This window comes from Stenotrophomonas sp. 63632_Sma, assembly GCF_056482875.1.
In genome coordinates, this window is sequence record NZ_CM151220.1 from 3,112,205 (window position 1) to 3,131,668 (window position 19,464).

Below are 19,464 nucleotides of genomic sequence, written 5' to 3' on the forward strand. Positions count from 1 at the left end.
CTTTTTTGGAGCACGACCATGCCGCCCCGCGCGAAAACAAAGTTGCCCCCCCCGTCCACTGCCCATAGCAGCGCCGATGCGCAGCCCGGCCTCCAGCAAGGAGCCCAGCGAACTCGCGACCGCATCCTGCAGGCCGCCCGCGAACTGGTGCTGGAGGAAGGTGCCAGTCGCTTGACACTGGACGCCGTCGTTGTGCGGGCCGGGTTGAGCAAAGGGGCGTTTCTCTATCACTTCAAGACCAAACGCGATTTGTTCGTGACACTGATCGACGAGATGATCCGGGCGTTCGACGCGGTACAAGCCAATCACGAGCGCAGGTTTGCCGGAGATCCGGACCCCTGGCTGTCGAGCCAGGTGGAAGCGATGCCCGACGACGAGATGCAGAAGATGGGCGCAGCGCTGCTCGCGGCAGCTGCGGAAGATCCAACACTTCTCGACCCACTGCGCGAGTGGTACCGCGTGCAGTACGAACGCGTGCGTCGATCCCCGCGTGGCACCGAGACCGCGGCACTCATCATGCTGGCATTGGATGGCGCCCTGTTCGCCGATCTTCTGGGTTTGCCAATACTCGCACCCGCAGAGCGGCGGCATTTCTTTCGGGCGCTCCAGGATCTCGCCTCGGGCCATCTCGAACTTGTCCCGGCAAAAGGACGCACATGAGTCGCGTCCGTAGCGGTGTCATGACCGCGTGCGCACCGCGCTCCTTGGCGGTTGCTTGCACACTATCCATTTCGACTCTGCTCTCAGGGTGCGGAAACTCGCAATCCACCGTATCCGAGCCTCCGCGCGCAGTGAAGCTCGCCGCCGCGCAGTCGGATCTCCCGCATAGCTCTCGCATCGAATTGACTGGCTCGGCGCGAGCAACCGAGCGCAGCATCCTAGGATTTGAAACAGGAGGACGGATCGCCAAGTTGAACGTCGACGTGGGTGAACGGTTCTCCCGCGGCCAAGTCCTGGCAGAACTTGATGCGCAACCTGACCGGCTTCGCGTGACACAAGCGCAAGCATCCCTGGCGGCCGCCGAAGCCGGCCTGATGGATCGACGTGTACAGACAGATCAACAGCGCCGGTTGCTCGAAAGCGAAGTCATCTCCCCTGCTGCGTTCGAGAGCGCGAAGGCGCAGCTAGCGGTCGCAGAGGGTCAAGCGCGCACTGCCAAGGCGGCGCTTGGCCTGGCCGAACGAGCACAACGTGGCACGATGATCGTCGCTCCTTTCGATGGTGTCGTGGCGGAAAAGCTGGCTTTGGCGTTCACCGACATTGCTGCTGGTGCGCCGGTATTTCAGGTCGACGGCGTGCGCAGTGGCACTGAGATCATCGCGAACGCGTCTACTACACAGGCACCTCACATAGATGTCGGCCAACGCGCAGAACTGAGCTGGAGCGGAGCCGAACAACCAATCCGAGCGGTGGTACGTCGTGTCGGTCTGCGCGCCGAAAATGGCTCGCTCCTACCCGTGGTGCTAGTGCCTGAAGATAACGCGCAAGCGCGCGCACTTCGGCCAGGTATTCCCGTACAGGTCGTGCTCGACGCACCTGCGGCAACCTCCAAGACCTCTCGGCCCGAGACTGTATCCATACCTTATGCCTCGCTGGTGCTCGGCACGAAGCCGGGCGAGGCTTCCGTCTTCGTCTACACCCCTGAAGATAAGAAGGTGCACCGTCGCGCGGTGCGCTTCACGCCGGTACAGGAAGGAGACAGCGCGCGCGTCCTCGCTGGACTCAAGCCCGGCGAGACGGTGGTTGCCGCCGGAGGAGGATGGCTCACCGATGGACAGCCAGTGACACCACTGGAAGCCACCACTCAATTGACCAAGCGCTAACGCGATCCACCAGGTTACTTCATCATGAAGATCACCGAGATGGCGCTGCGCGCCAGTCGACTTACCTACTTTGTAGCGCTCATCATTTTCGTCGCCGGCATCGCGACCTTCCTGAATTTTCCTTCTCAGGAGGAGCCGACTGTCACGGTCCGCGATGCGATGGTCACGGCGTTGAACCCGGGGCTGCCCGCCGAACGCGTTGAGCAACTCATTGCCCGGCCGATCGAGGAGCGCTTGCGCGAACTGGCAGAGGTCAAGCGCGTGACGAGCACCGTGCGCGCAGGCAGCGCCATGATCCAGGTCACGATCTGGGACCGCTACACCGACTTGGCACCGATCTGGCAGCGCGTCCGGGCCAAGGTCGCCGATTCGAAGGATGCCTTACCACAGAGCACGATGGGGCCTTTCGTCGACGAAGACTTCGGCCGCGTCGCGGTTGCCTCGATTGCGGTCACTGCACCAGGTTACTCCATGAGCGAGATGCGCGTCGCGCTCAAGCAGATGCGCGACCGCCTGTACACCGTGCCTGGTATTGAGCGCATCACTTTCTACGGCCTGCAGGAAGAGCGCGTCTATCTCGAATTCGATCGGCCTAGGCTCGCGCGATTGGAGCTGACACCACAGGGGGTGATCGACCAACTCGTCAAACAGAACGTCGTCGCTTCGGGTGGACAAATTGTTGTCGGCGGCATCAATGCAACCTTGGCGGTCAGTGGCGAAGTGCGTGACGCTCCCTCCCTGCGAGCAATGCCGATCGCGCTGCCACGACCGCAAAGTAGTACGGCGCCCGTGCCGACGATCGCATTGGGTGAACTGGCGCAGGTGAGTGTGCGGCCAGCCGATCCGCCGGAATCTGCTGCCATCTACAAAGGCCAGCCCGCTGTCGTCATGGCGGTTTCGATGGCCTCCGGTCAGAACGTGGAGCAGTTCGGAAAAGCGCTCAAAGCACGGGTTGCAGACCAGGAGAAGCTGCTGCCGGCGGGTTTCGATCTGTCATACGTCACTTTCCAGGCCGATGTCGTCAAGCACGAGATGGGCAAAATGAACCACGTCATGATGGAGACGATCATCGTCGTCCTCGGTGTCGTCGTGCTATTTCTCGGTTGGCGCACCGGGATCATCGTGGGCATGATCGTGCCGTTGACGATCCTCAGTGCACTCATCGTCATGCGCGCGATGAACATCGAGCTTCAGAACGTCTCGATGGGCGCCATCATCATTGCGCTCGGCTTGTTGGTGGACAACGGCATTGTGATTGCCGAAGACATCGAACGCCGCCTGGCCGGTGGCGAAGATCGTAAGCATGCCTGCCTCGAGGCGGGCCGCACGCTCGCCATTCCGCTGCTCACGTCCTCGCTCGTGATCGTGATCGTGTTCTCGCCGTTCTTTTTTGGCCAGAACGCCACGAGCGAGTATCTGCACAATCTCGTGGTCGTGCTGGCACTGACGTTGTTCGCTTCGTGGCTGCTGTGCCTGACTGTCACGCCCCTATTGTGCTACCACTTCGCCAAACCCCATCACAAGCAGGAGCAGGGCGACGCCTATGACACCCGCTTCTACCGTGGCTACCGGCGCGTACTGGAGTGGGTGCTCCACCATAAGGCGGTCTATGTAGCGTCGATGATCGCGGCGCTTGCCATTGCGCTGTATGGCTTCACCACCCTGCCGTACGATTTCATGCCCAAGTCCGACCGGCTTCAGTTCCAGATTCCGGTGCAGCTCGCCCCCGGTACCGACTCGCGCGAAACGCTCGCCCGCGTGAAGCAGATCAGTGGTTGGCTGGGCGACACGAACATCAATCCAGAAGTCTCCGATCACATCGGCTACGTCGCCGATGGTGGCCCGCGCTTCATCCTTAGCCTGAATCCACCACTGCCGGCATCGAACATCGCGTACTTCGTTGTCACATTGAAGCCGAAGAGCGACATCGACGCCGTCCTCGCCCGCACCCGCAGCTACTTTGCGCAAGCACATGGCGACGTGCGCGCCGAGCCCAAGCGTTTCTCGCTCGGTGCGACCGAGTCAGGGACTGCCATTTATCGCGTCAGCGGTCCGGATGAGGAGGTATTGTTGGGGGCCGCGTCCAAAATCGAAGCAGCGCTGCGCAAGCTGCCCGGCACCATCAACGTCAAGAACGATTGGGATACGCGCGTTGGCCGCATCGACGTACGGGTCGACCAGGACCGCGCGCGTCGGGCGGGCGTGACGACTGAAGACATCGCTGGCGGGCTGGATGTCCGCTACAGCGGCAGATCGATCTCGGTTATTCGCGACGGTGACACCTCCGTCCCGATCGTCCTGCGCAGTATCGTAAGCGAGCGTCGCAGCACGGCAGACGTAGGCGCGACGCTCATCTATCCCACCAACGGCGGTCCAGCGGTGACGCTGGCTCAGGTCGCAGACGTATCGCTCGCGAGCGAGCCCTCGGTCATCCAACGGCGCAATCTCATCCGCACGATCACCGTGCAAGGACAGAACACCTCTTACACCGCCCAGGAGATCATCAACCGCCTGGCGCCTAGCGTCGCTGCCCTGGACCTGCCCGCGGGCTACTCGGTTGAACTTGGCGGCGAGATCGAGGAAGCCGCCGAATCGAACGCCGCGCTGTCGACCTACATGCCCCTCGCATTTCTGGCGATGCTGATGCTGTTCGTATGGCAGTTCAATTCTTTCCGCAAGCTCGGTGTGATCCTCGCGACGATCCCTTTCACGCTTATCGGCGTGGTATTGGCTCTGAAGCTGACCGGCACACCTTTCAGCTTCATGGCGACCTTCGGCGTACTGGCCCTGTTCGGGATCATTGTCAACAACGCCGTGCTCTTGCTGGAACGCATCGACCAGGGGCTAGCGGAAGGCCTGCCACGCCATGAAGCCTTGGTTGGGGCCGCGATACAACGGCTTCGTCCAATCGTGATGACCAAGGTCACCTGCATTTCGGGACTGGTGCCACTCATGCTCTTCTCCGGACCATTATGGAAAGGGATGGCGATCGCGATGATCGGTGGGCTGGCACTCGGAACGCTGGTGACGTTGGGCTTGATTCCGCTGCTTTACGAAGTCCTGTTTGGAATCAAGCGAATTGGGCCGTGGAACCTGAGTGTCGCCACCGCGCATGGAGATCGCTCATGAGTCTCTTGCGAGCCGCCGCGTGCTGCGCATTCTCAGAATTCGTATGCACCCACGCTTCATGCGTATGTCTCGCTAGGCTTATGCGATTCAGCACCCATCCGCTGATCTGGAAATCCTGGTCGATTGTCATTGCCGCAGGGGTTCTAGGAGCGGGCTATCCACTGGGCCTGCGGGCCATCACGGCGGGCGGTCCGATGCGCTGGGTCGGCCTCTGTGTGGCAGTGACGTGCATGGCGGCCAGCGGCGCACTTTTGTGGTTCGCGCTCAAGCGGATTCCGATCAGCGCGGCCTCTGCAGCCTGGGCAGGAATCGGGCTACTTGGAAACTTGGGCGTCGGCGCCCTCCTACTAGGCGATGTCGCATCGGTAACGCGCTGGTCTGGCACCGCCCTCATCGCAGCAGGCATTGCCTGTCTTAGTTTCGTTTGATCAAGGAGACCCATTATGAAGAGCAAAACTGCATTGATCCGCGGCGGCATCTTTTTTTGCGTAGCAGGCGCGCTCTCTGGATGCGCGACCAACAGCATGACGCGCTCCGGATTTCTCGGCGACTACGAGAAGTTATCGCCGACACGATACGAGAACGTACTGATGTACCGCGCAGCGGGATTCGAGCCCAAGCGTTATGCCGCTGTCGTGGTGGAAGAAGCGCAGATCAAGACCGCCTCGGGTCGCATCGATGGGCTCGATGACGCGCAGCAGCGCGAAGTGCTAGACCATGTGACGAGCGAACTGAAACGCCAGGAAGGCAAAAGTCCCGCCCCCCCAGGTGGCGCGGGACAGGTTCGGGTGCGTGTAGCGGTCACCGAACTGCAGACACCGAATCGGGCAGTCAATGCAATGACGACCCTGCTGGTTGGACCCGTGACGACGGGTGGTGCCAGCCTAGAGTTCGAAGCAGTCGATTTAAGGACGGGACGCCGGGTTGCTGCCGCCAGTTGCTTCGAGCGCGGCAACGTCATTAAAGAGTTCGCCGGTTCGTACACATTGCTGGGTCATGCCAAAGCGGCGATCACGAACTGCATCGAGCGCATCGACAGCGCTTGGCGGGACACGCAGCCATGAGCAACGCTTCACAGGCTTGGCTCCGGCAGGATGCCATGGTCGGCGGTGATCACAAATGGCTGGCGGGTGGCGACTGGACGATAGAGCACTACGCCAGTCTGGCAAAATCCGTGTCCGCCGCCCGCATCAGTCATGCCGAGGGGTACGCCACTCCCTTACTCGACTGGACGCAAGTCCAGAGACTGGACACCGCCGGCGCGGCTCTGCTGGTGGAAATTCTCGGGCCAGACTCGATACTCGACCGGCCGGAGGCAGCTCCAAATCTGTCCTCGGATCGCCTCGCCCTAATGAGAGCGCTGGCCGCCGCTGCTACCGATCAGCAGAAGACGGAGAAAGCAGCGGTGAGCGGGAATCCTCTGCTCCGCGGTCTGGGACGCATAGGCCTGACCTTGGAACAGGGCTGTCGTGCGTGTCTTGGTCTGGCCGGGTTCGTGGGCCAGATCATCGAAACATGGAGCCGTACCGTTCGTCACCCGCGTCGCTGGCGCGCGACCTCGGTGATCGCTCAAATCCAGCGATCAGCGGTGGACGCCATTCCCATCGTGGCGCTACTGAGCTTCATGGTAGGAATGGTGGTGGCGTTCCTGGGAGCAACGGTGCTGGCCAACTTCGGTGCGAGCATCTTCTCGGTGCATCTGGTCGCCTTCTCGTTCATGCGCGAGTTCGGAGTGCTGCTCCCGGCCATATTGATTGCAGGCCGTACCGCAAGCGCGTACACCGCCCAAATCGGTTCGATGAAGGCAAATGAAGAGATCGATGCGCTTCGCTCCAACGCGCTCGACCCCATCGAGTTACTGGTGCTGCCACGCGTGCTGGCGCTTCTTGTGTCCTTGCCACTGCTCACCTTAGTAGGCATCTTGGCTGGCATTGCGGGCGGCGCCACCGTATGCGCACTGAGCTTGGAAATTCCTCCCGCACAGTTCCTTGCCATCGTGCAGGAAAAAATCGAGGTGCGCCATTTTCTTGTCGGAATGAGCAAGTCCCCGCTCTTCGCGGTGATGATCGCCGCTATCGGCTGCCATGAAGGGTTCAAGGTCGCCGGTAGCGCTGAGTCGGTAGGCGACCACACGACGTCTAGTGTCGTGCAATCAATCTTCATGGTGATCCTGATAGACGCCATCGCTGCACTGTTCTTCATGGAGATGGGCTGGTGAGCGCGGTGAAGCAAGACACCGACAACGGTGTGCGACACGCTATTGAAGTGCGCGGCCTGGACAACAGGTTTGGAACCCAGCAGGTCCATCAGGACCTAGACCTGGACGTGCGGCGCGGGGAAATCCTTGGCGTGGTGGGAGGGTCAGGCACCGGGAAATCCGTGCTCTTGCGTAGCGTCGTCGGGCTGCAGAAGCCGCATTCGGGCGTGGTCCGTATCGGGGGGCGCGACCTACTGCGAGCCCAATGGCTTGCGCGCGCGCGTATGGAGCGAAGGTTCGGCATTCTGTTCCAGAAGGGCGCGTTGTATTCATCGCTGACCGTCTTGGAGAACGTCGCTCTTCCTTTGATCGAGCATGTCGGTCTGGCGCGGCCTCTTGCCGAGCGTTTGGCAAGAAGCAAGCTGGGCTTGGTGGGGTTGCCTGCCGGAGCGGGAGACAAGTATCCGGCCTCGTTGTCCGGAGGCATGGTGAAACGAGCAGCACTGGCGAGAGCCTTGGCGCTTGATGCGAACATCCTGTTTCTTGACGAACCCACCGCAGGACTGGATCCAATCGGGGCTGCATCTTTCGACCAATTGATTCTGACCCTGCGCAATGCACTGGGCCTCACGGTGTTTCTGGTAACCCACGACCTCGATACGCTGTACACCATATGCGACCGTGTCGCGGTCCTGGCGAACCAGAAGGTACTCATCAACGACGGCATCGAGGCAGTCGAGCGCTTCAAGCACCCGTGGATACAGGAATACTTTCACGGCCCCCGTGGCCGTGCGGCCGCACAGGCCACTGGTGCTTCCAGCCAAGAGACGCAGCCATGAAACCCCTCCGCATCTGCATCATTCTTCCGTCGCGCACGCATTGGGCTGGGCGCACGCAATATTTAAACTCTGAGAACGAGGTGGTCTGATCATGGAACCACGTGCCCATCATGTATTCATTGGTCTGTTCGTCGTGCTGCTCGGTGCGATTGGTATTGGCTTCGCGCTTTGGCTCAGCGACACACGTTCCGACCACGATTACCAGTATTACCGGATTATGTTCGATGAGCCAGTGACCGGGCTTACGCCCGGCAGCCAGGTTCAGTACAGCGGAATCACGATTGGCGAAGTCGTTGCACTTTCTCTTTCACCGCGAGACCCAAGGCGGGCGATAGCGCGCGTACGCATCAATGCCACCATCCCGGTCCGGCAGGATACCCGCGCTGAATTGGTCATCACGGGAATTACCGGCAACGCGGTGATCGAGTTGAGCGACGGTGGGCCAAACGTGCCATTGCTGGATCGGAGAGAGGACGAGGAACCGTTGATCCTCGCACCACGTTCGGCGATGGCATCCCTGGTCTCCGGTGAGGGGAACAGCATGACGACACTCAACGGCATCTTGCTGCGCACGCAGGAGTTACTGTCGAAGGAGAATTTGGCTCTTGTGCACCGCAGTCTGGTGAATCTTGAACAGACCACGGGCGCGGTCGCTGACCAGAGGGCCGAGATCGCGACGTTAATCAGCAATCTGACCGAAGCAAGCAGAGAATCGACAGCTGCCGTGCGCCAAGCAAATAGCACTCTTCGCGATGCCAACCTGCTACTAAATAACGATGGTAAGCAAATCATGGTGAACACGCGTGATGCAACGGCATCCCTCGAACGCGCCGCTTTCAGGGTTGAGACGCTACTGCAAAACAATCAGGAATCGCTGAACCAGGGCTTGGCCGCCACAGGTCCTGCCATGCACGAACTCCAGCAGGCGCTGGCCAATCTAAACACCGTGCTGCGCCGACTGGATCGCAATCCGGCGCAATACCTGCTCGGTGGAGAGAACATTGAGGAAACCAAGCCGTGAACACTTCCGCCAGGATGATTCCCGTCGCTGCCGTGACTATGACGCTAGTACTCGGCTTGTCCGCGTGCAGTGTGCTTCCCAAAGCAGCTCCAATGGTCACCTACAAATTGCCCGACTATCACATCGCCCAGGCGGAGAGTACGCCGCGCGCCGTTCCGGGACCCGGGGCGCTGCGCGTCTACGCCCCTGAGAGTAGTCGCGTCCTGGATTCGGAGCGGCTGTTCATTGCGCAGCCCGATGGTCGCTTGTCGGCTTGGCAAGGAGTGCGTTGGGCCGACCCCGCACCGGTGCTGCTGCGTGACCGAATCGTCGAAGCCTTCATGCGCGATGGGCGGTCGACTTCCGTGATTACCGATAGCACCCCAATGAGCGCCGATATGGAGTTGCGCAGTACGCTGCGGGCGTTCCAGCTCGAATACCGCGGCACTGAAGCGATCGCCGCGGTTCGGCTCGATGTGCAACTGGTCGATCCGGCCAAACGGACTGCTATTGCCAGTAGACGCTTCGAAGCAATCCAAGCCACAGGCAGCAAGCGAGAGGCCGATGTGGTGAGCGCGTTCGGTGTCGCCACGGATATATTGGCCGGGCAGATCGTTGAATGGGCAGTTCAGGTCGGGGCAGCGCGTTTGCGAGTTGCACCGGAATTGGCAAGCAACCATGCACCCACAGCGTCGTCGATAAGCACAGACTAGTCGTCTTAACGGAGCACAGAAGCTAGGGCCAAAACGCTGCTCGACACCTTAACTCGGTACGACAGCCTACGGCCCCGATCCAATCCCAGGACCTCTTTGCCGTCCAACCTCCCATGACACACCGCCGCCGCGTACAGTCGCGGCGATCTGCTGCCCCAGTCGTGGCTCGATTATCGGCCGCCAAGGCACCAGACTGAATCCCATGCCGTCATCGAGCAGCGCATAGCGACCGCTGGCGAGCATGACCGAGCGCCGGTAGATGCCGGCTACGCGCTGCCCGTCTGTGACGTGCCGATGCTCCAATCCGCTATCGGCGGCAATGTGCTGGGCGGCCTGCGCCAGCTCCCGATTGCGCAGCGTTTCCAGCAGATTCCGGGAGAGAATCAGCCGCTGCCCGCGCCGCTGGGCCAGCCCCTGTTCTTCGAGGAAGTCGGCGCGCTGCTGCAAGGCTTGCCTAGCATCGCCGCCAAAGCCCAGGTCGCCCAGTCCCTTGCCGCCGCCGATCAACTGCTGATCCAGCCAGGTCGCGCCGATGACGCGGGCCTGCCGTTCAATCGGCAGATGCGATTTCAGTTCGACCGCCACGCCGCCCAGCCGCTGCGCGTCGTACTGGCGGCCACGCTCGGCCAAGTCGTCCGGCACCTTCCATAACCCCTCGGCCACGCGCTCCACGATGCCGGCCCGCCGTAGGGCTTCCAGCCGGCGGATATGGGCCGCCACAGCCTCTTGCGGGTCGCGGCCGGGCTTGGCTCGGCCTTGCTCGATCGCCAGGTGGTGATCGGTGCGGTACAGGCCATTGCTCGCCAGCGTGGCGATGTTCTTGTCGGCCGCCCGCACCTCGGCGGAACCGCGTACCTCCACCACCGCGCCGATGGGATAGTTCGCCAGCTCGTCGCGGGCGTCCAACGCGACGTAGTGGGCTTTGCCGTCCAACCCGTCGATGACCAGATAGCCGCGGTCGTGCAGCTCGTCGGCCAGACCCTTAGCAGCCACGCGACCGACGATAGTGCGGCCGTCGTCGCCCGGCTCGAACACCGCCAGCTCGCGAGGCTTGCCGCTCATGGCCCGCTGCATCGTTCGGATGATGTCGCCACGCTCGCCCAGGGCACGCAAGGTCTTCTCCGCGTCCGCATGGACGGCCCAGGTGCCGGGCTGCACCTCGTCGGCCAGGCCCAGGCGCTGCAAGTGTTGCAGGCGGCCGATCAGCAGCAGGCGCTGGCGTTGCAGCCGGGGTTCGTTGAAGCGTTCGATCTGCACCCGGCCATCCTCGCCGGCCTCGCGCTGCAACGTGCGGTCGAGGCTCGTCCACCGCTCTTGCTCCACCTCGCGCTGCAAGGTCTGCTGGATCTCCAGTTCGGTGCGCGGCCCCAGCCATTCCGTCGCCAGCTCGGCGGCGCGATGGCGGAAGCCGTGGGCGATGTAGTCGCCCGCGATGATGAGGTCTTTGCCGGTATCGTCGCGTCCGCGCACGATCAGGTGCGTGTGCGGGTTGTCGGTGTTCCAGTGATCGACCGCCACCCAATCCAGCCGCGTCCCCAGGTCGGCCTCCATCCGGTTCATCAGGTGCCGGGTGTAGGTGCGCAGGTCGTCCAGCTCCGCACTGTCTTCAGGTGAGACGATGAAGCGGAAATGATGTCGGTCGTCCTGGCAGCGTTCCTTGAAGGCATCGAGGTCGGCTTCGTCGGTCTGCGGCCCGTAGGCACGGCCCGGCTCGCCGTTCCGGCCGGCACCGTCGCGCTCGATGTAGCGCAGGTGCTTGGCGAGCGACTGCGGACTGGCGTTGCGCTGGTTGACCAGCAGCGTCTTGATGGTCACGCGCCGTGACATAGGGGTCAGCTTTGCGCCTGCGAAGCGCGCCGCCGTATGGCCGCGTCCAAGCCGTGAGCCGGGCCGCTGGCCGGCGTGCTGGCCGCTCCCGCCAGCGGTAGGACGGCGCACCGCCGACTTGCCGCCGCTGGCCTTGCCAGCCTGCTTGAGCACCTTGGAAACGAAGCTCTGGCCCTGGCCTTTGCCTCGGTTCTTCGGCGCGCCAGGGCGCACCCAGAAATCATGGTCGCCGCGGTCGGTCATGGCTGTGCTCCCTGCAAGCTCCGGCGTGTCCGAGCGTGCGAAGCACGCGGACATGCCTGCATCGGCGCGTGCCTCGCGCCCCACGCGGCACGGCGGCGAAGCCGCGCCGTGCCGCGCCACCCCCACGTGCAGACTGGCTTTGCGGGCGGCAGAGTGCCGAACCCTTTTGTCTTGCCTTCCGCCTTTGCCCCTCGCTCCCGCTCCGGGCATCGGCGGCCCGGCGGCGCTGCTGCACGAGCAGCCAGCCCGCCGGCGAACACGCCAATGGCCGCAGGCCAGGCGCGTTCGAGGCAAGACGCCTGCACGTTGGGCGGCTGCGCCGAAGGCAGCGCGAAGTGCGGTGCGAATGCACCCGCACTGCACGCGCGACGACACGGCGACGAACAGTAGAACGACATGCCCGATGGCACGATGAGAGGCGCGGCAAAGTGCAGCGAATCGGCGGCCATCATGGACGTGTCTCCAGCCAGATCGGATGCGCAACGCCGATCACGGCGAACGCGCTGACCGGCCCGAAATAGCGGCTGTCGAACGACGCCGGGTTGGTCGCGCTCAACAGGAACAGTTCGCCCGGTTGGAGACGGCGGCAAAGCTGCAAGGATGGCAGCGGCCGGCCCAGCCGGTCGGCAGGCAGGGCGGCGGCCACCGGCACGCCGTCGATGCGAACCTGGCCGGCGACGATGCAAACGTGTTGTGGCGCGACTGCGCCCACACGTTTGAGCAGCGGAACGCGGGTCGGCAGGTAGCCGCGCTGCGCAGCCAGCATGGCGGCCCTGTCGGGCAGCGGCATCAGCACGATGCTGTCCACGGACAGCGGACGTGGCCGCGAGGCGGTGCGCGGGTCGAACGGTTCGATGCGATACCAACCGACCGCCACGCTGTCGGACGGGTTGTAGGCCATTCGCGGCAGGGGCTGCACGAACGCCGCCCAGGCCAGCGCAGCGAGGCCGACGGTGGCGAAGCCTGCCAGCACGAGGCGAGCGCGCAGGCGCGAGCGAGGATGCGGCACGGGGCCGGTCGTGGAAATCGTGGTCATGGCAATGCCCTCCCGGCCAGCCAGGCGGCGTGCCGTTCTGCGGTGTATGTGGGTAGCGCCGAGCGCGCTGCGAGCCGGTTCGCGAGCGTGCGCCAGTACGCGGGCGATGTGTCTGCGGCTGCGATGCCCAGCGCCTCGATGCCGTCGATGCGTTCCAGCACGGCGCGCACGTTGGCATCGCCTTCGGCGTGCAGCAGCAGACGCGCGCCCGGCTGCACGCCGGGGATGCGCTGCACGGCGTCCAGCGGCGTGGCGGTCTGCATCACCATGAGCTGCCAGCGGATCGTGCCGTAGTCGTTGGCCTGCCAACGGATGCGGCACAGAACCGCGTTCGGCAGGAACACGGCGCAGCGCCGCCAGCGGTCGAGCTGGAGCGTGCGCGCCGGTTCGCCGAAGCGCAGGTAGAGCTTGAAGCGCGGTTCGATGTAGGCCAGCGCCACGCGCGTCAGCGGCACGTTGCCGGCCTGGCCGGCGAGTGTCGAAGGCGCCGGCGGCGGCGCAGCCGTGGGCGCACTTGCTTTGGGGGTGTGGGCGGTCGAAGCGGATGCGTTCACGGCGTGCCCTCCGGGGGAAACTCCCGCTCCAGCAGGTCGCGCAGCAGTTCGGCTACGGTCACGCCTCGCGTGAAGGCCGACACCTTGATGCGCGCCCGCATGGCGGGCGTGATGTCGAGCGTCAGTCGAGCGGTGTAGAGGTCGCCTTTCTGCACGGCATCTGCGTCGCCCTGGCGAATCCACGCTTCGGCGTGCGGATTCGCTGGGGGACGCGCACCGATGCCGACGCGCTTGCTGCGTGGTGGTGGCTTCCCAGTCATGTCGGCCACCGCAGCAGTTCGTCGGTGAGCGCGGCGATCTCGCGGGCAGCGGCGCTGTCGGGCGCGGTTTCGCGGGCGAGCCGGCCAGCGGCTACGCTGTCGGCAAAGACGATGCGCTGGTGGATCTCCGAGCGCAGCGCGGGCAGCGGCTGTTCGGCCAGCGATTGCCGTGCCTCCCTGCCGATGATGGTGGTGCTGACGCGCCGGTTGATGACGAAGGCCGCGCGCAGCGCTGGCCGGAACACCTGTGCTTCGCGGATCAGTGCGACCATCTCGGCAGAAGCCCATACGTCGTAGGGGCTGGGCTGCACGGGGATCAGCACGCGCTCGGCCGCCAGCAGCGCGGAACGCGCGAGGGCGGCGATGCGCGGCGGGCCGTCGATGATGATGTGATCGGCCCGCCTGGCGAGTTCTGGCGCTTCCTGATGCAGCGTTTCGCGGGCAAGGCCCACGGCGCTGAACAGACGGGGCAGGCCCTGCTGGCTACGCCGCTGCGTCCAGTCGAGCGATGACCCCTGCGGGTCGGCATCCAGCAGGATGACATGCAGGCCGCGCATCGCCAGTTCGCCGGCGATGTGCGTGGCGAGCGTGGTCTTGCCGACGCCGCCTTTCTGGTTGAGAAACGCGAAGATCATGGCGCGGCCCTCCGAGCTGGAAAGCCGGCCTGGCCGTGCCGTTTCGTGGTTGTCCACCGAAACGGCGCGCTTCTACTAAAAGTTATGTATTTCTTGTTAGGTAAGTTAGAGGGAACGCAAACCCGCGCCGTTGTTGGCTTTCCGGCGTTTTCGTACTCCTGATAGCACGAGGGTCGTACTCCTGATAGCACGATACCCGGTACTCCTGATAGCACGAGGCCGTCCACAGGTTCTCCCGCAGTTATCCCCGTGCCGCGTGCGGCACGGGCCGGAAGGTCAGCAGCTCGGTGTTGTCGTCCGGCATCCGCTCGATGCCGAGGACGTAGCCGGGCAACGACTGCCGCGCCACCAGGGCGCGCACGTCGTAGGCGAAGTCCGAGAAGCGGGCCGCGCTGCCGGATTTGCGGTACAGGTGTCGGAAGTCGAATTGCCAGCCGTGCTCCTGCCGCCCGCCATGCTTGCGCACCAGGCGGTACAGCCAGCGTTCGATACCGCCCTTCAAGCGGAAATAGGCCGGGTCGATGGTCAGCACCAGGGCGGCGTCGAGCACGCCGGCATAGAACCAGTCCGGCAAGATCAGCTCGATGCCCAGCGGGGTGCCGCTGGCGTCGGCGAGTTCCTTCCACTCGTTGATCCACGAGAAGCGATGCAAGCGCCTTCCCGTGGTTTCGCGGATGGACGTGGCCACCGTGGTCGATTGCAGCCGGTCGAGGGCGGCCTTCAGGCGCTGGTAGTCGTTGAGGGACGTGCCGCGCCCGATGAAGCGCAAAATCTCGTAAGGCGTGGCGCGTATCCAGCGCGACGGGCGCAGGCCCGCGTCGCGCGCCTCCACGATCTGCGAGGCGGCCCATATCAGCACGTCGGCATCCCATATCGTTGCGATGCCGTGCTCCTGCGTGCCTTCCACGCGAATGGTGACGTTCCCGCTGCGGAAGTCGATCGGCGCCGTGCGCCGCGACTTGGCAAGCGAGAAGAACGGAAAGGCCATCAAGTCCTGGGAATCGCGTGGCGCCATGTCGCCCGGCAGCGCGCGGAACAGATCGAGCTGTTCGCGCTGCGGCAAGGCTTGCCCTGGCGGGCTGGACATGGCGAAGGCCACCCACGCGCCGACGATCAGCGGCCATCACGGTAGTCGCCCGCGTGGCGCTCGGCGTATTCGGGATCGGACGTGGCCTCGTAGCTGCGCTGGTCGGCCCAGGCATCGAGGTCGGACACCGCGTACATGACGCGGCGGCCGAACTTGCGGAACTTGGGGCCGCCGCCGATCACCCGCTGCTTCTCCAGCGTGCGCGGCGACAGCCGCAGGTAGTCGGCGGCTTCGTCGTTTGTCAGGTAGCGTTGAGGCTGCGAGGTCGCAGTGACGGCAGCGGCGGCAGGCCGCGAGGGAGCAGGTCGCATGGGATGTACCTCCATCAAGCCCGGCCACACCACGCGGCCGGATAGAGGCACTCTCAAGAAAGCAAGGCTTCTTGCTAAGGGACGATTCGCACGGGTCGAGAAACGTCCCCCCTAATGCGACGGGAACATTGGAAGCTGCGCTAGTCGGCGGTAGCCGCCGTGCATCAGCTCATCGCCGCGGCGTACCAGCCGCCGTACGCGGGCACGCAATGCACTGTCTTTGTGCCAGTCGGCCGCGACGGCATCCGCGCCGAACAGACCTTCGCCCACCTCGCGCAAGGAGGCTCCCGCGAGGGTCGCGTCGAGCGCTTGCAAGGTATGCAGTTCCAGCAGCGCGGCGGGCGTGGGGCGGGAGCGGGCTGTTGCCACAGGCGTGGCCACGGTTGCGGCAGATAGCGCATCCAGCTTCGCAGCGAGCGTGCGGTAGCGCGCACAGGGCGTGGCGCAGGCGCGTGTGGCGTAGAGATAGGCCGAACCATCTTCCAGGTCGGGTGCGAGTGCCAGCCGAACGCAGCAGCCTGGCCAATGCGATACGAGCACCAGGCGCTTGCCGTCGTGGGTCAGTTGCTTGCGCCCAGGAATGCGCCAGAACTCGAAGGTATGCGCATCGGGTGGTGGGTCGGCGTCGGGGTATAGCTGCACCACGGCATCGTGATCGGGGAACCAAGCAGGATGTGCGTCGCGCGCATCCAGGCCGGGATCTTCCAGCAGGCGCAGGCCCCAGGCCTGCGCCGCATCAGGCTTGCGACGCCGGCGTAGCCAGTCGCGCCGGTAGCTTGGATTCCTGCGCAAATACTCCCAAGCCAGCGCTGGGCCATCGAGGTGCAGCGTGTAGAGATACGCGGCCGTGGGATACCAGTGTTGGCTGCTGCGGTCAGTCATGGCGAAACCTCCCTGTTTCTGGGAACGTCGCCACAATTCCGCTGTGCGGGAGCTATCGAATCGCCATCAAGTGGTCATCAAACTCGGGTTACGCTTTAACTGCTGGTGTCAAGACAGATTCGCTCCAGTGCATTGCCGAAATCGTCTAAATGCGACGACTGCACCGCCCGGAAATGGGGTGCAGCATTGAACACCGTGCCGAATCTCGCGCCTGGCATCATGACTGTTTTGGTCAGGAGCGCACCACCCTGGTGCAAGCATGCGGATCAAGACTTGCCAGGTCTTGGCTAAGACCGAAATAGTCACAATGCGATACTTTTTGCCTGGTCGCGCTGGAATGCGTCAATCGGTGATCGAACCGTTTTCCTGAGCCAGTCGAACGTATTCCGACAGCGGCCGCGTCGGCTGGAAATACCGATCTCGTATCACGGGCTGCTTGAGCGGCCCGACGATGGACGCCAGATCGGACAGCTTCACCGTCGCCAGGGCAGGCATCCCGATCCCGAGGTCGATCAGGCCGTAGGCCGTATCGCCATCGGTCGGATCGAGCGCGGCCAATAGCCAGGTCGCATGTGCGTCCGGTGTGAACAGGCGCACCACGGGCAGCGGGTCACATTCCTGGCCTGCGGCGCGGGTGAGGCCGTGGGCCAGTAGGTGCACCCGGTCTTCCTCGGTGACAAGCGTGGTCAAGGCCGCGCCCCTTCCACGAACACACGCAATCGCCGAGGCGCATCTGTGCCTGCGGACGGATGCACGTATGCGCAAGCGCACGAAGCCGCAAAAGCGGAGAGGCACGAAGGCGTATTGGTGGAAGTCAGGAAAGACACGGATGCGGTTCCCTGGGTCTGAGGAAATCCGCAGATGCGGATCTCCGTAAAAGCACGGAAAAGGAAAACATCACCACCAAATGAACACTATAGATTGTAGTCCTATAGGGCGCAATGGGCTGTCATCTTGGTTTTTTGGGGAAACCATAGGTGGCAGCGAAGAACTCATTGGCAGCGGCGATTCGGACGGTAAGGAAGGCGCGTGGTTTGAGCCAGGAAGCGTTCTCCAACGTGTCCAGTCGCACCTACATGAGCACGCTGGAGCGCGACCTGAAAAGCCCAACCATCCAGAAGCTGGCCGATCTGTGCGAGGTCATGGAAGTGCATCCGCTCACGCTGCTCACATTGGCTTATGCCGGTGACAGCACCCGCGAAGCTGATGAATTGCTGGCACAGGTGCGCCAGGAACTCAGGGCGATATTGGAAGAGCCCGACACGCCTTAGCGCGTTGGCGTGTGGTACTGAATTGCAGCAAGCGGAGCGCGCAGCGCCGCAGGCGCGAAGGCGTGAGGGATTGAAGCCGGATGGCCGTGACGGCTTGCCGGCACGGGGCGAAGCCCGAAAGCCCGGCGGCGCTTACAGCGCCGACACGCCACACACCGCTCGTTGACACGGATTGCGAGCCACAAGGCACGCATGCAGGCCCGCCGTGACGGGCGTATCCAGCACGCGGCAGCAGCAGAAATCCTGCGCGTGCGGTGCTGCGATCAGCAGCATCGCGCCCCGCCGCAGTGGGCGGGACGCGGTAAGCGGCTGTCAGGCCGCCTTCGGCTTGTTGCGCGACCAGATCAGGTCGTGCGTGCCGTCCTCGTTCTCGATCAGGCGGGCATAGACCGTCGCCGGGAACGAAGGGTCGTCGATGGATACGGACAGGTATTCCCGCCCGGCCTCGCTGGTCTTCTTCCACGCTGCGCCGACTTCGTGGCCAGCCGCTTGCAGGTGGAAGTCGGGGGCGTTCTCGGTGTCGCCCTTGTCGTTGGGAACCAGCTTGACCTTGACGTTGAGCGTCAGGGTGCGAAGCGTGCCGGTGAAGCCGTCTTTCTCTGCGGTGAAGGTGCCGATGTTAGCCATGATGTTTCTCCTTTCGGGTTGAACAAGGTCGCGCCAGTGCGTCCTTGTTGTGATCCGGCCGGCGGGGGATGGGCTGGTCGCACCGCACAGCGGTCGCAACAACGTGGAGAACCTGGAAGCGAAAAGAATTTGTCCCGCGAGGAATGCGCGCAGCGCAGGGGAAATTGTTTTCGCTGCAAGGTTGCGGCCATCAAGCACAAGGCGCAGCCGCGCCACCGCCAGGATTCACAACAAGACAAGGACGCACAGGCCGCCCGCTCCCGAATGGAGACGTGGCCAACTCGGCATCCCCGCGTGACGGCTGCACCGGCTTGCGCCCTGACGCGGGCCAGGTCAATGCCCCGACGACAAGGCCAGAGCGCCCCTGCCGCAGCTCACGGCCACATACTGAGGCGTGGTGTGGAAGCTCCATAGAAGCGAGGCTGGGCGGCGTGTCGGTGAACCGTCTTTCGTGACGTACAGACAACGAACCGCCAGCGTCGGGGACGGCACGCTTTCGTGCAACCTGCCGCAGCAAGCCGGGGCGTAGCCACACCAGCCCCGCCCATTGCGGCGGGGCTCGGTCGAATCGTTGGCGGCGCGATGCGCCGCCACACTTGCTGGCTTCGTGGATTTCGCGCACGAGCGCCCTTGTGCGTGGCCCCATCGCCGCCTGTCCGAAGGCGGCGATGGGGCGTTTTGGCTTTGAGCAGTGAAACCGGGCGCGGCCACCGCCGCGCCCGGAGTTTTCGACCACCGGCCCCAAGGCGGCACGGCTTGGGGCCGGTGCGGCTCGTTATTCCTTGGTTTCGATGATCCACCACACGGCGCGCGGCAAGGCGCGGCCCGTGAGGGGATGCAGATCGGTCAGGTCGGCGCGGGCCGTCCAGCCACGCGGCGGACGGTAGCCGCGCACGTCGCCGTCGCCGTGCCAGCGGCGGGCGCGCACCGTGCCGGAGGCATAGGTCGCAGCTATGCGGGGGCGGTTTGCGGGTTGGTGGGTCATGGCAGGCATCCTCAACATGAAGCGCCCCGGCCGGAACCGGGGCGC

21 protein-coding genes are annotated in these 19,464 nt (G+C 63.9%); 10 read left to right on the plus strand and 11 right to left on the minus strand.

The window, feature by feature from the left end; translation table 11 throughout:
• Positions 1 to 18: 18 nt before the first annotated feature.
• The 9 genes from ACZK45_RS14490 (at position 19) to ACZK45_RS14530 (ending at position 9,701) form a co-directional block, all read left to right on the plus strand.
• Positions 19 to 660 carry a TetR/AcrR family transcriptional regulator gene (locus ACZK45_RS14490; protein WP_023093369.1) on the plus strand — a complete coding sequence of 214 codons (642 nt, stop codon included), beginning with the start codon at positions 19 to 21 and terminating at the stop codon, positions 658 to 660.
• A gap of 131 nt (positions 661 to 791) precedes the next feature.
• Entirely contained in the window at positions 792 to 1,823 is a 1,032-nt protein-coding gene (locus ACZK45_RS14495; RefSeq protein WP_225984323.1) for an efflux RND transporter periplasmic adaptor subunit, read from the plus strand.
• 24 nt (positions 1,824 to 1,847) lie between these two features.
• Entirely contained in the window at positions 1,848 to 4,952 is a 3,105-nt protein-coding gene (locus tag ACZK45_RS14500) for an efflux RND transporter permease subunit (RefSeq protein ID WP_003092293.1), read from the plus strand.
• 80 nt (positions 4,953 to 5,032) lie between these two features.
• Positions 5,033 to 5,380: a DMT family transporter gene (locus tag ACZK45_RS14505; RefSeq protein ID WP_038421338.1), complete on the plus strand. Its 348-nt coding sequence runs from the start codon at positions 5,033 to 5,035 to the stop codon at positions 5,378 to 5,380.
• A gap of 15 nt (positions 5,381 to 5,395) precedes the next feature.
• Positions 5,396 to 6,016: a DUF3313 family protein gene (locus ACZK45_RS14510; protein WP_000837791.1), complete on the plus strand. Its 621-nt coding sequence runs from the start codon at positions 5,396 to 5,398 to the stop codon at positions 6,014 to 6,016.
• Positions 6,013 to 7,170, plus strand: coding sequence for an MlaE family ABC transporter permease (locus ACZK45_RS14515; protein ID WP_000063629.1), 1,158 nt, complete (start codon positions 6,013 to 6,015; stop codon positions 7,168 to 7,170). The genes ACZK45_RS14510 and ACZK45_RS14515 overlap by 4 nt, the downstream gene beginning before the upstream one ends.
• A complete protein-coding gene (locus ACZK45_RS14520) occupies positions 7,164 to 7,988 on the plus strand; it encodes an ABC transporter ATP-binding protein (protein WP_155936418.1) in 825 nt (274 codons plus the stop codon). Before ACZK45_RS14515 ends, ACZK45_RS14520 begins: the two co-directional genes overlap by 7 nt.
• A gap of 91 nt (positions 7,989 to 8,079) precedes the next feature.
• The gene (locus ACZK45_RS14525) at positions 8,080 to 9,009 is read left to right on the plus strand and encodes an MlaD family protein (RefSeq protein WP_000433686.1); all 930 of its coding nucleotides are present in this window, start codon (positions 8,080 to 8,082) and stop codon (positions 9,007 to 9,009) included.
• A gap of 92 nt (positions 9,010 to 9,101) precedes the next feature.
• Complete coding sequence (locus ACZK45_RS14530) at positions 9,102 to 9,701, plus strand: ABC-type transport auxiliary lipoprotein family protein (RefSeq protein ID WP_003124411.1); 600 nt, start codon at positions 9,102 to 9,104, stop codon at positions 9,699 to 9,701.
• A gap of 66 nt (positions 9,702 to 9,767) precedes the next feature.
• On the opposite strand, the gene ACZK45_RS14535 is transcribed toward ACZK45_RS14530, so the two are convergent.
• The 9 genes from ACZK45_RS14535 to ACZK45_RS14575 all read right to left on the minus strand — a co-directional run bounded on the left by ACZK45_RS14535 (position 9,768) and on the right by ACZK45_RS14575 (position 17,226).
• The gene (locus ACZK45_RS14535; protein ID WP_000132148.1) at positions 9,768 to 11,771 is read right to left on the minus strand and encodes a relaxase/mobilization nuclease domain-containing protein; all 2,004 of its coding nucleotides are present in this window, start codon (positions 11,769 to 11,771) and stop codon (positions 9,768 to 9,770) included.
• A 448-nt stretch (positions 11,772 to 12,219) separates the two neighbouring features.
• Positions 12,220 to 12,807, minus strand: a complete 588-nt coding sequence (locus ACZK45_RS14540; RefSeq protein WP_003092304.1) for a S26 family signal peptidase — start codon at positions 12,805 to 12,807, stop codon at positions 12,220 to 12,222.
• A complete protein-coding gene (locus ACZK45_RS14545) occupies positions 12,804 to 13,361 on the minus strand; it encodes a DUF2840 domain-containing protein (RefSeq protein ID WP_023093372.1) in 558 nt (185 codons plus the stop codon). Before ACZK45_RS14545 ends, ACZK45_RS14540 begins: the two co-directional genes overlap by 4 nt.
• A complete protein-coding gene (locus tag ACZK45_RS14550; protein WP_000147048.1) occupies positions 13,358 to 13,621 on the minus strand; it encodes a hypothetical protein in 264 nt (87 codons plus the stop codon). The genes ACZK45_RS14545 and ACZK45_RS14550 overlap by 4 nt, the downstream gene beginning before the upstream one ends.
• Positions 13,618 to 14,256, minus strand: a complete 639-nt coding sequence (gene parA / locus ACZK45_RS14555) for a ParA family partition ATPase (RefSeq protein WP_003092312.1) — start codon at positions 14,254 to 14,256, stop codon at positions 13,618 to 13,620. The genes ACZK45_RS14550 and parA overlap by 4 nt, the downstream gene beginning before the upstream one ends.
• Positions 14,257 to 14,497: 241 nt before the next feature.
• Complete coding sequence (locus ACZK45_RS14560; protein WP_003092315.1) at positions 14,498 to 15,355, minus strand: replication initiator protein A; 858 nt, start codon at positions 15,353 to 15,355, stop codon at positions 14,498 to 14,500.
• 14 nt (positions 15,356 to 15,369) lie between these two features.
• A complete protein-coding gene (locus ACZK45_RS14565) occupies positions 15,370 to 15,654 on the minus strand; it encodes a helix-turn-helix transcriptional regulator (RefSeq protein WP_001247107.1) in 285 nt (94 codons plus the stop codon).
• A gap of 111 nt (positions 15,655 to 15,765) precedes the next feature.
• Complete coding sequence (locus tag ACZK45_RS14570) at positions 15,766 to 16,536, minus strand: DUF2285 domain-containing protein (RefSeq protein WP_003092318.1); 771 nt, start codon at positions 16,534 to 16,536, stop codon at positions 15,766 to 15,768.
• A gap of 342 nt (positions 16,537 to 16,878) precedes the next feature.
• Positions 16,879 to 17,226, minus strand: a complete 348-nt coding sequence (locus tag ACZK45_RS14575; RefSeq protein WP_016487838.1) for a DUF2958 domain-containing protein — start codon at positions 17,224 to 17,226, stop codon at positions 16,879 to 16,881.
• Between the two features lie 287 nt (positions 17,227 to 17,513).
• Between ACZK45_RS14575 and ACZK45_RS14580 the strand changes: the two genes are divergently transcribed.
• Entirely contained in the window at positions 17,514 to 17,807 is a 294-nt protein-coding gene (locus tag ACZK45_RS14580) for a helix-turn-helix domain-containing protein (RefSeq protein ID WP_006379425.1), read from the plus strand.
• Positions 17,808 to 18,119: 312 nt separating this feature from the next.
• Here ACZK45_RS14580 and ACZK45_RS14585 read toward each other — a convergent pair whose 3' ends face one another.
• Both ACZK45_RS14585 and ACZK45_RS14590 read right to left on the minus strand, forming a co-directional pair.
• Positions 18,120 to 18,434, minus strand: coding sequence for a DUF736 domain-containing protein (locus ACZK45_RS14585; protein WP_001273857.1), 315 nt, complete (start codon positions 18,432 to 18,434; stop codon positions 18,120 to 18,122).
• 775 nt (positions 18,435 to 19,209) lie between these two features.
• Entirely contained in the window at positions 19,210 to 19,419 is a 210-nt protein-coding gene (locus ACZK45_RS14590; protein WP_022580212.1) for a hypothetical protein, read from the minus strand.
• Positions 19,420 to 19,464 lie beyond the last annotated feature (45 nt).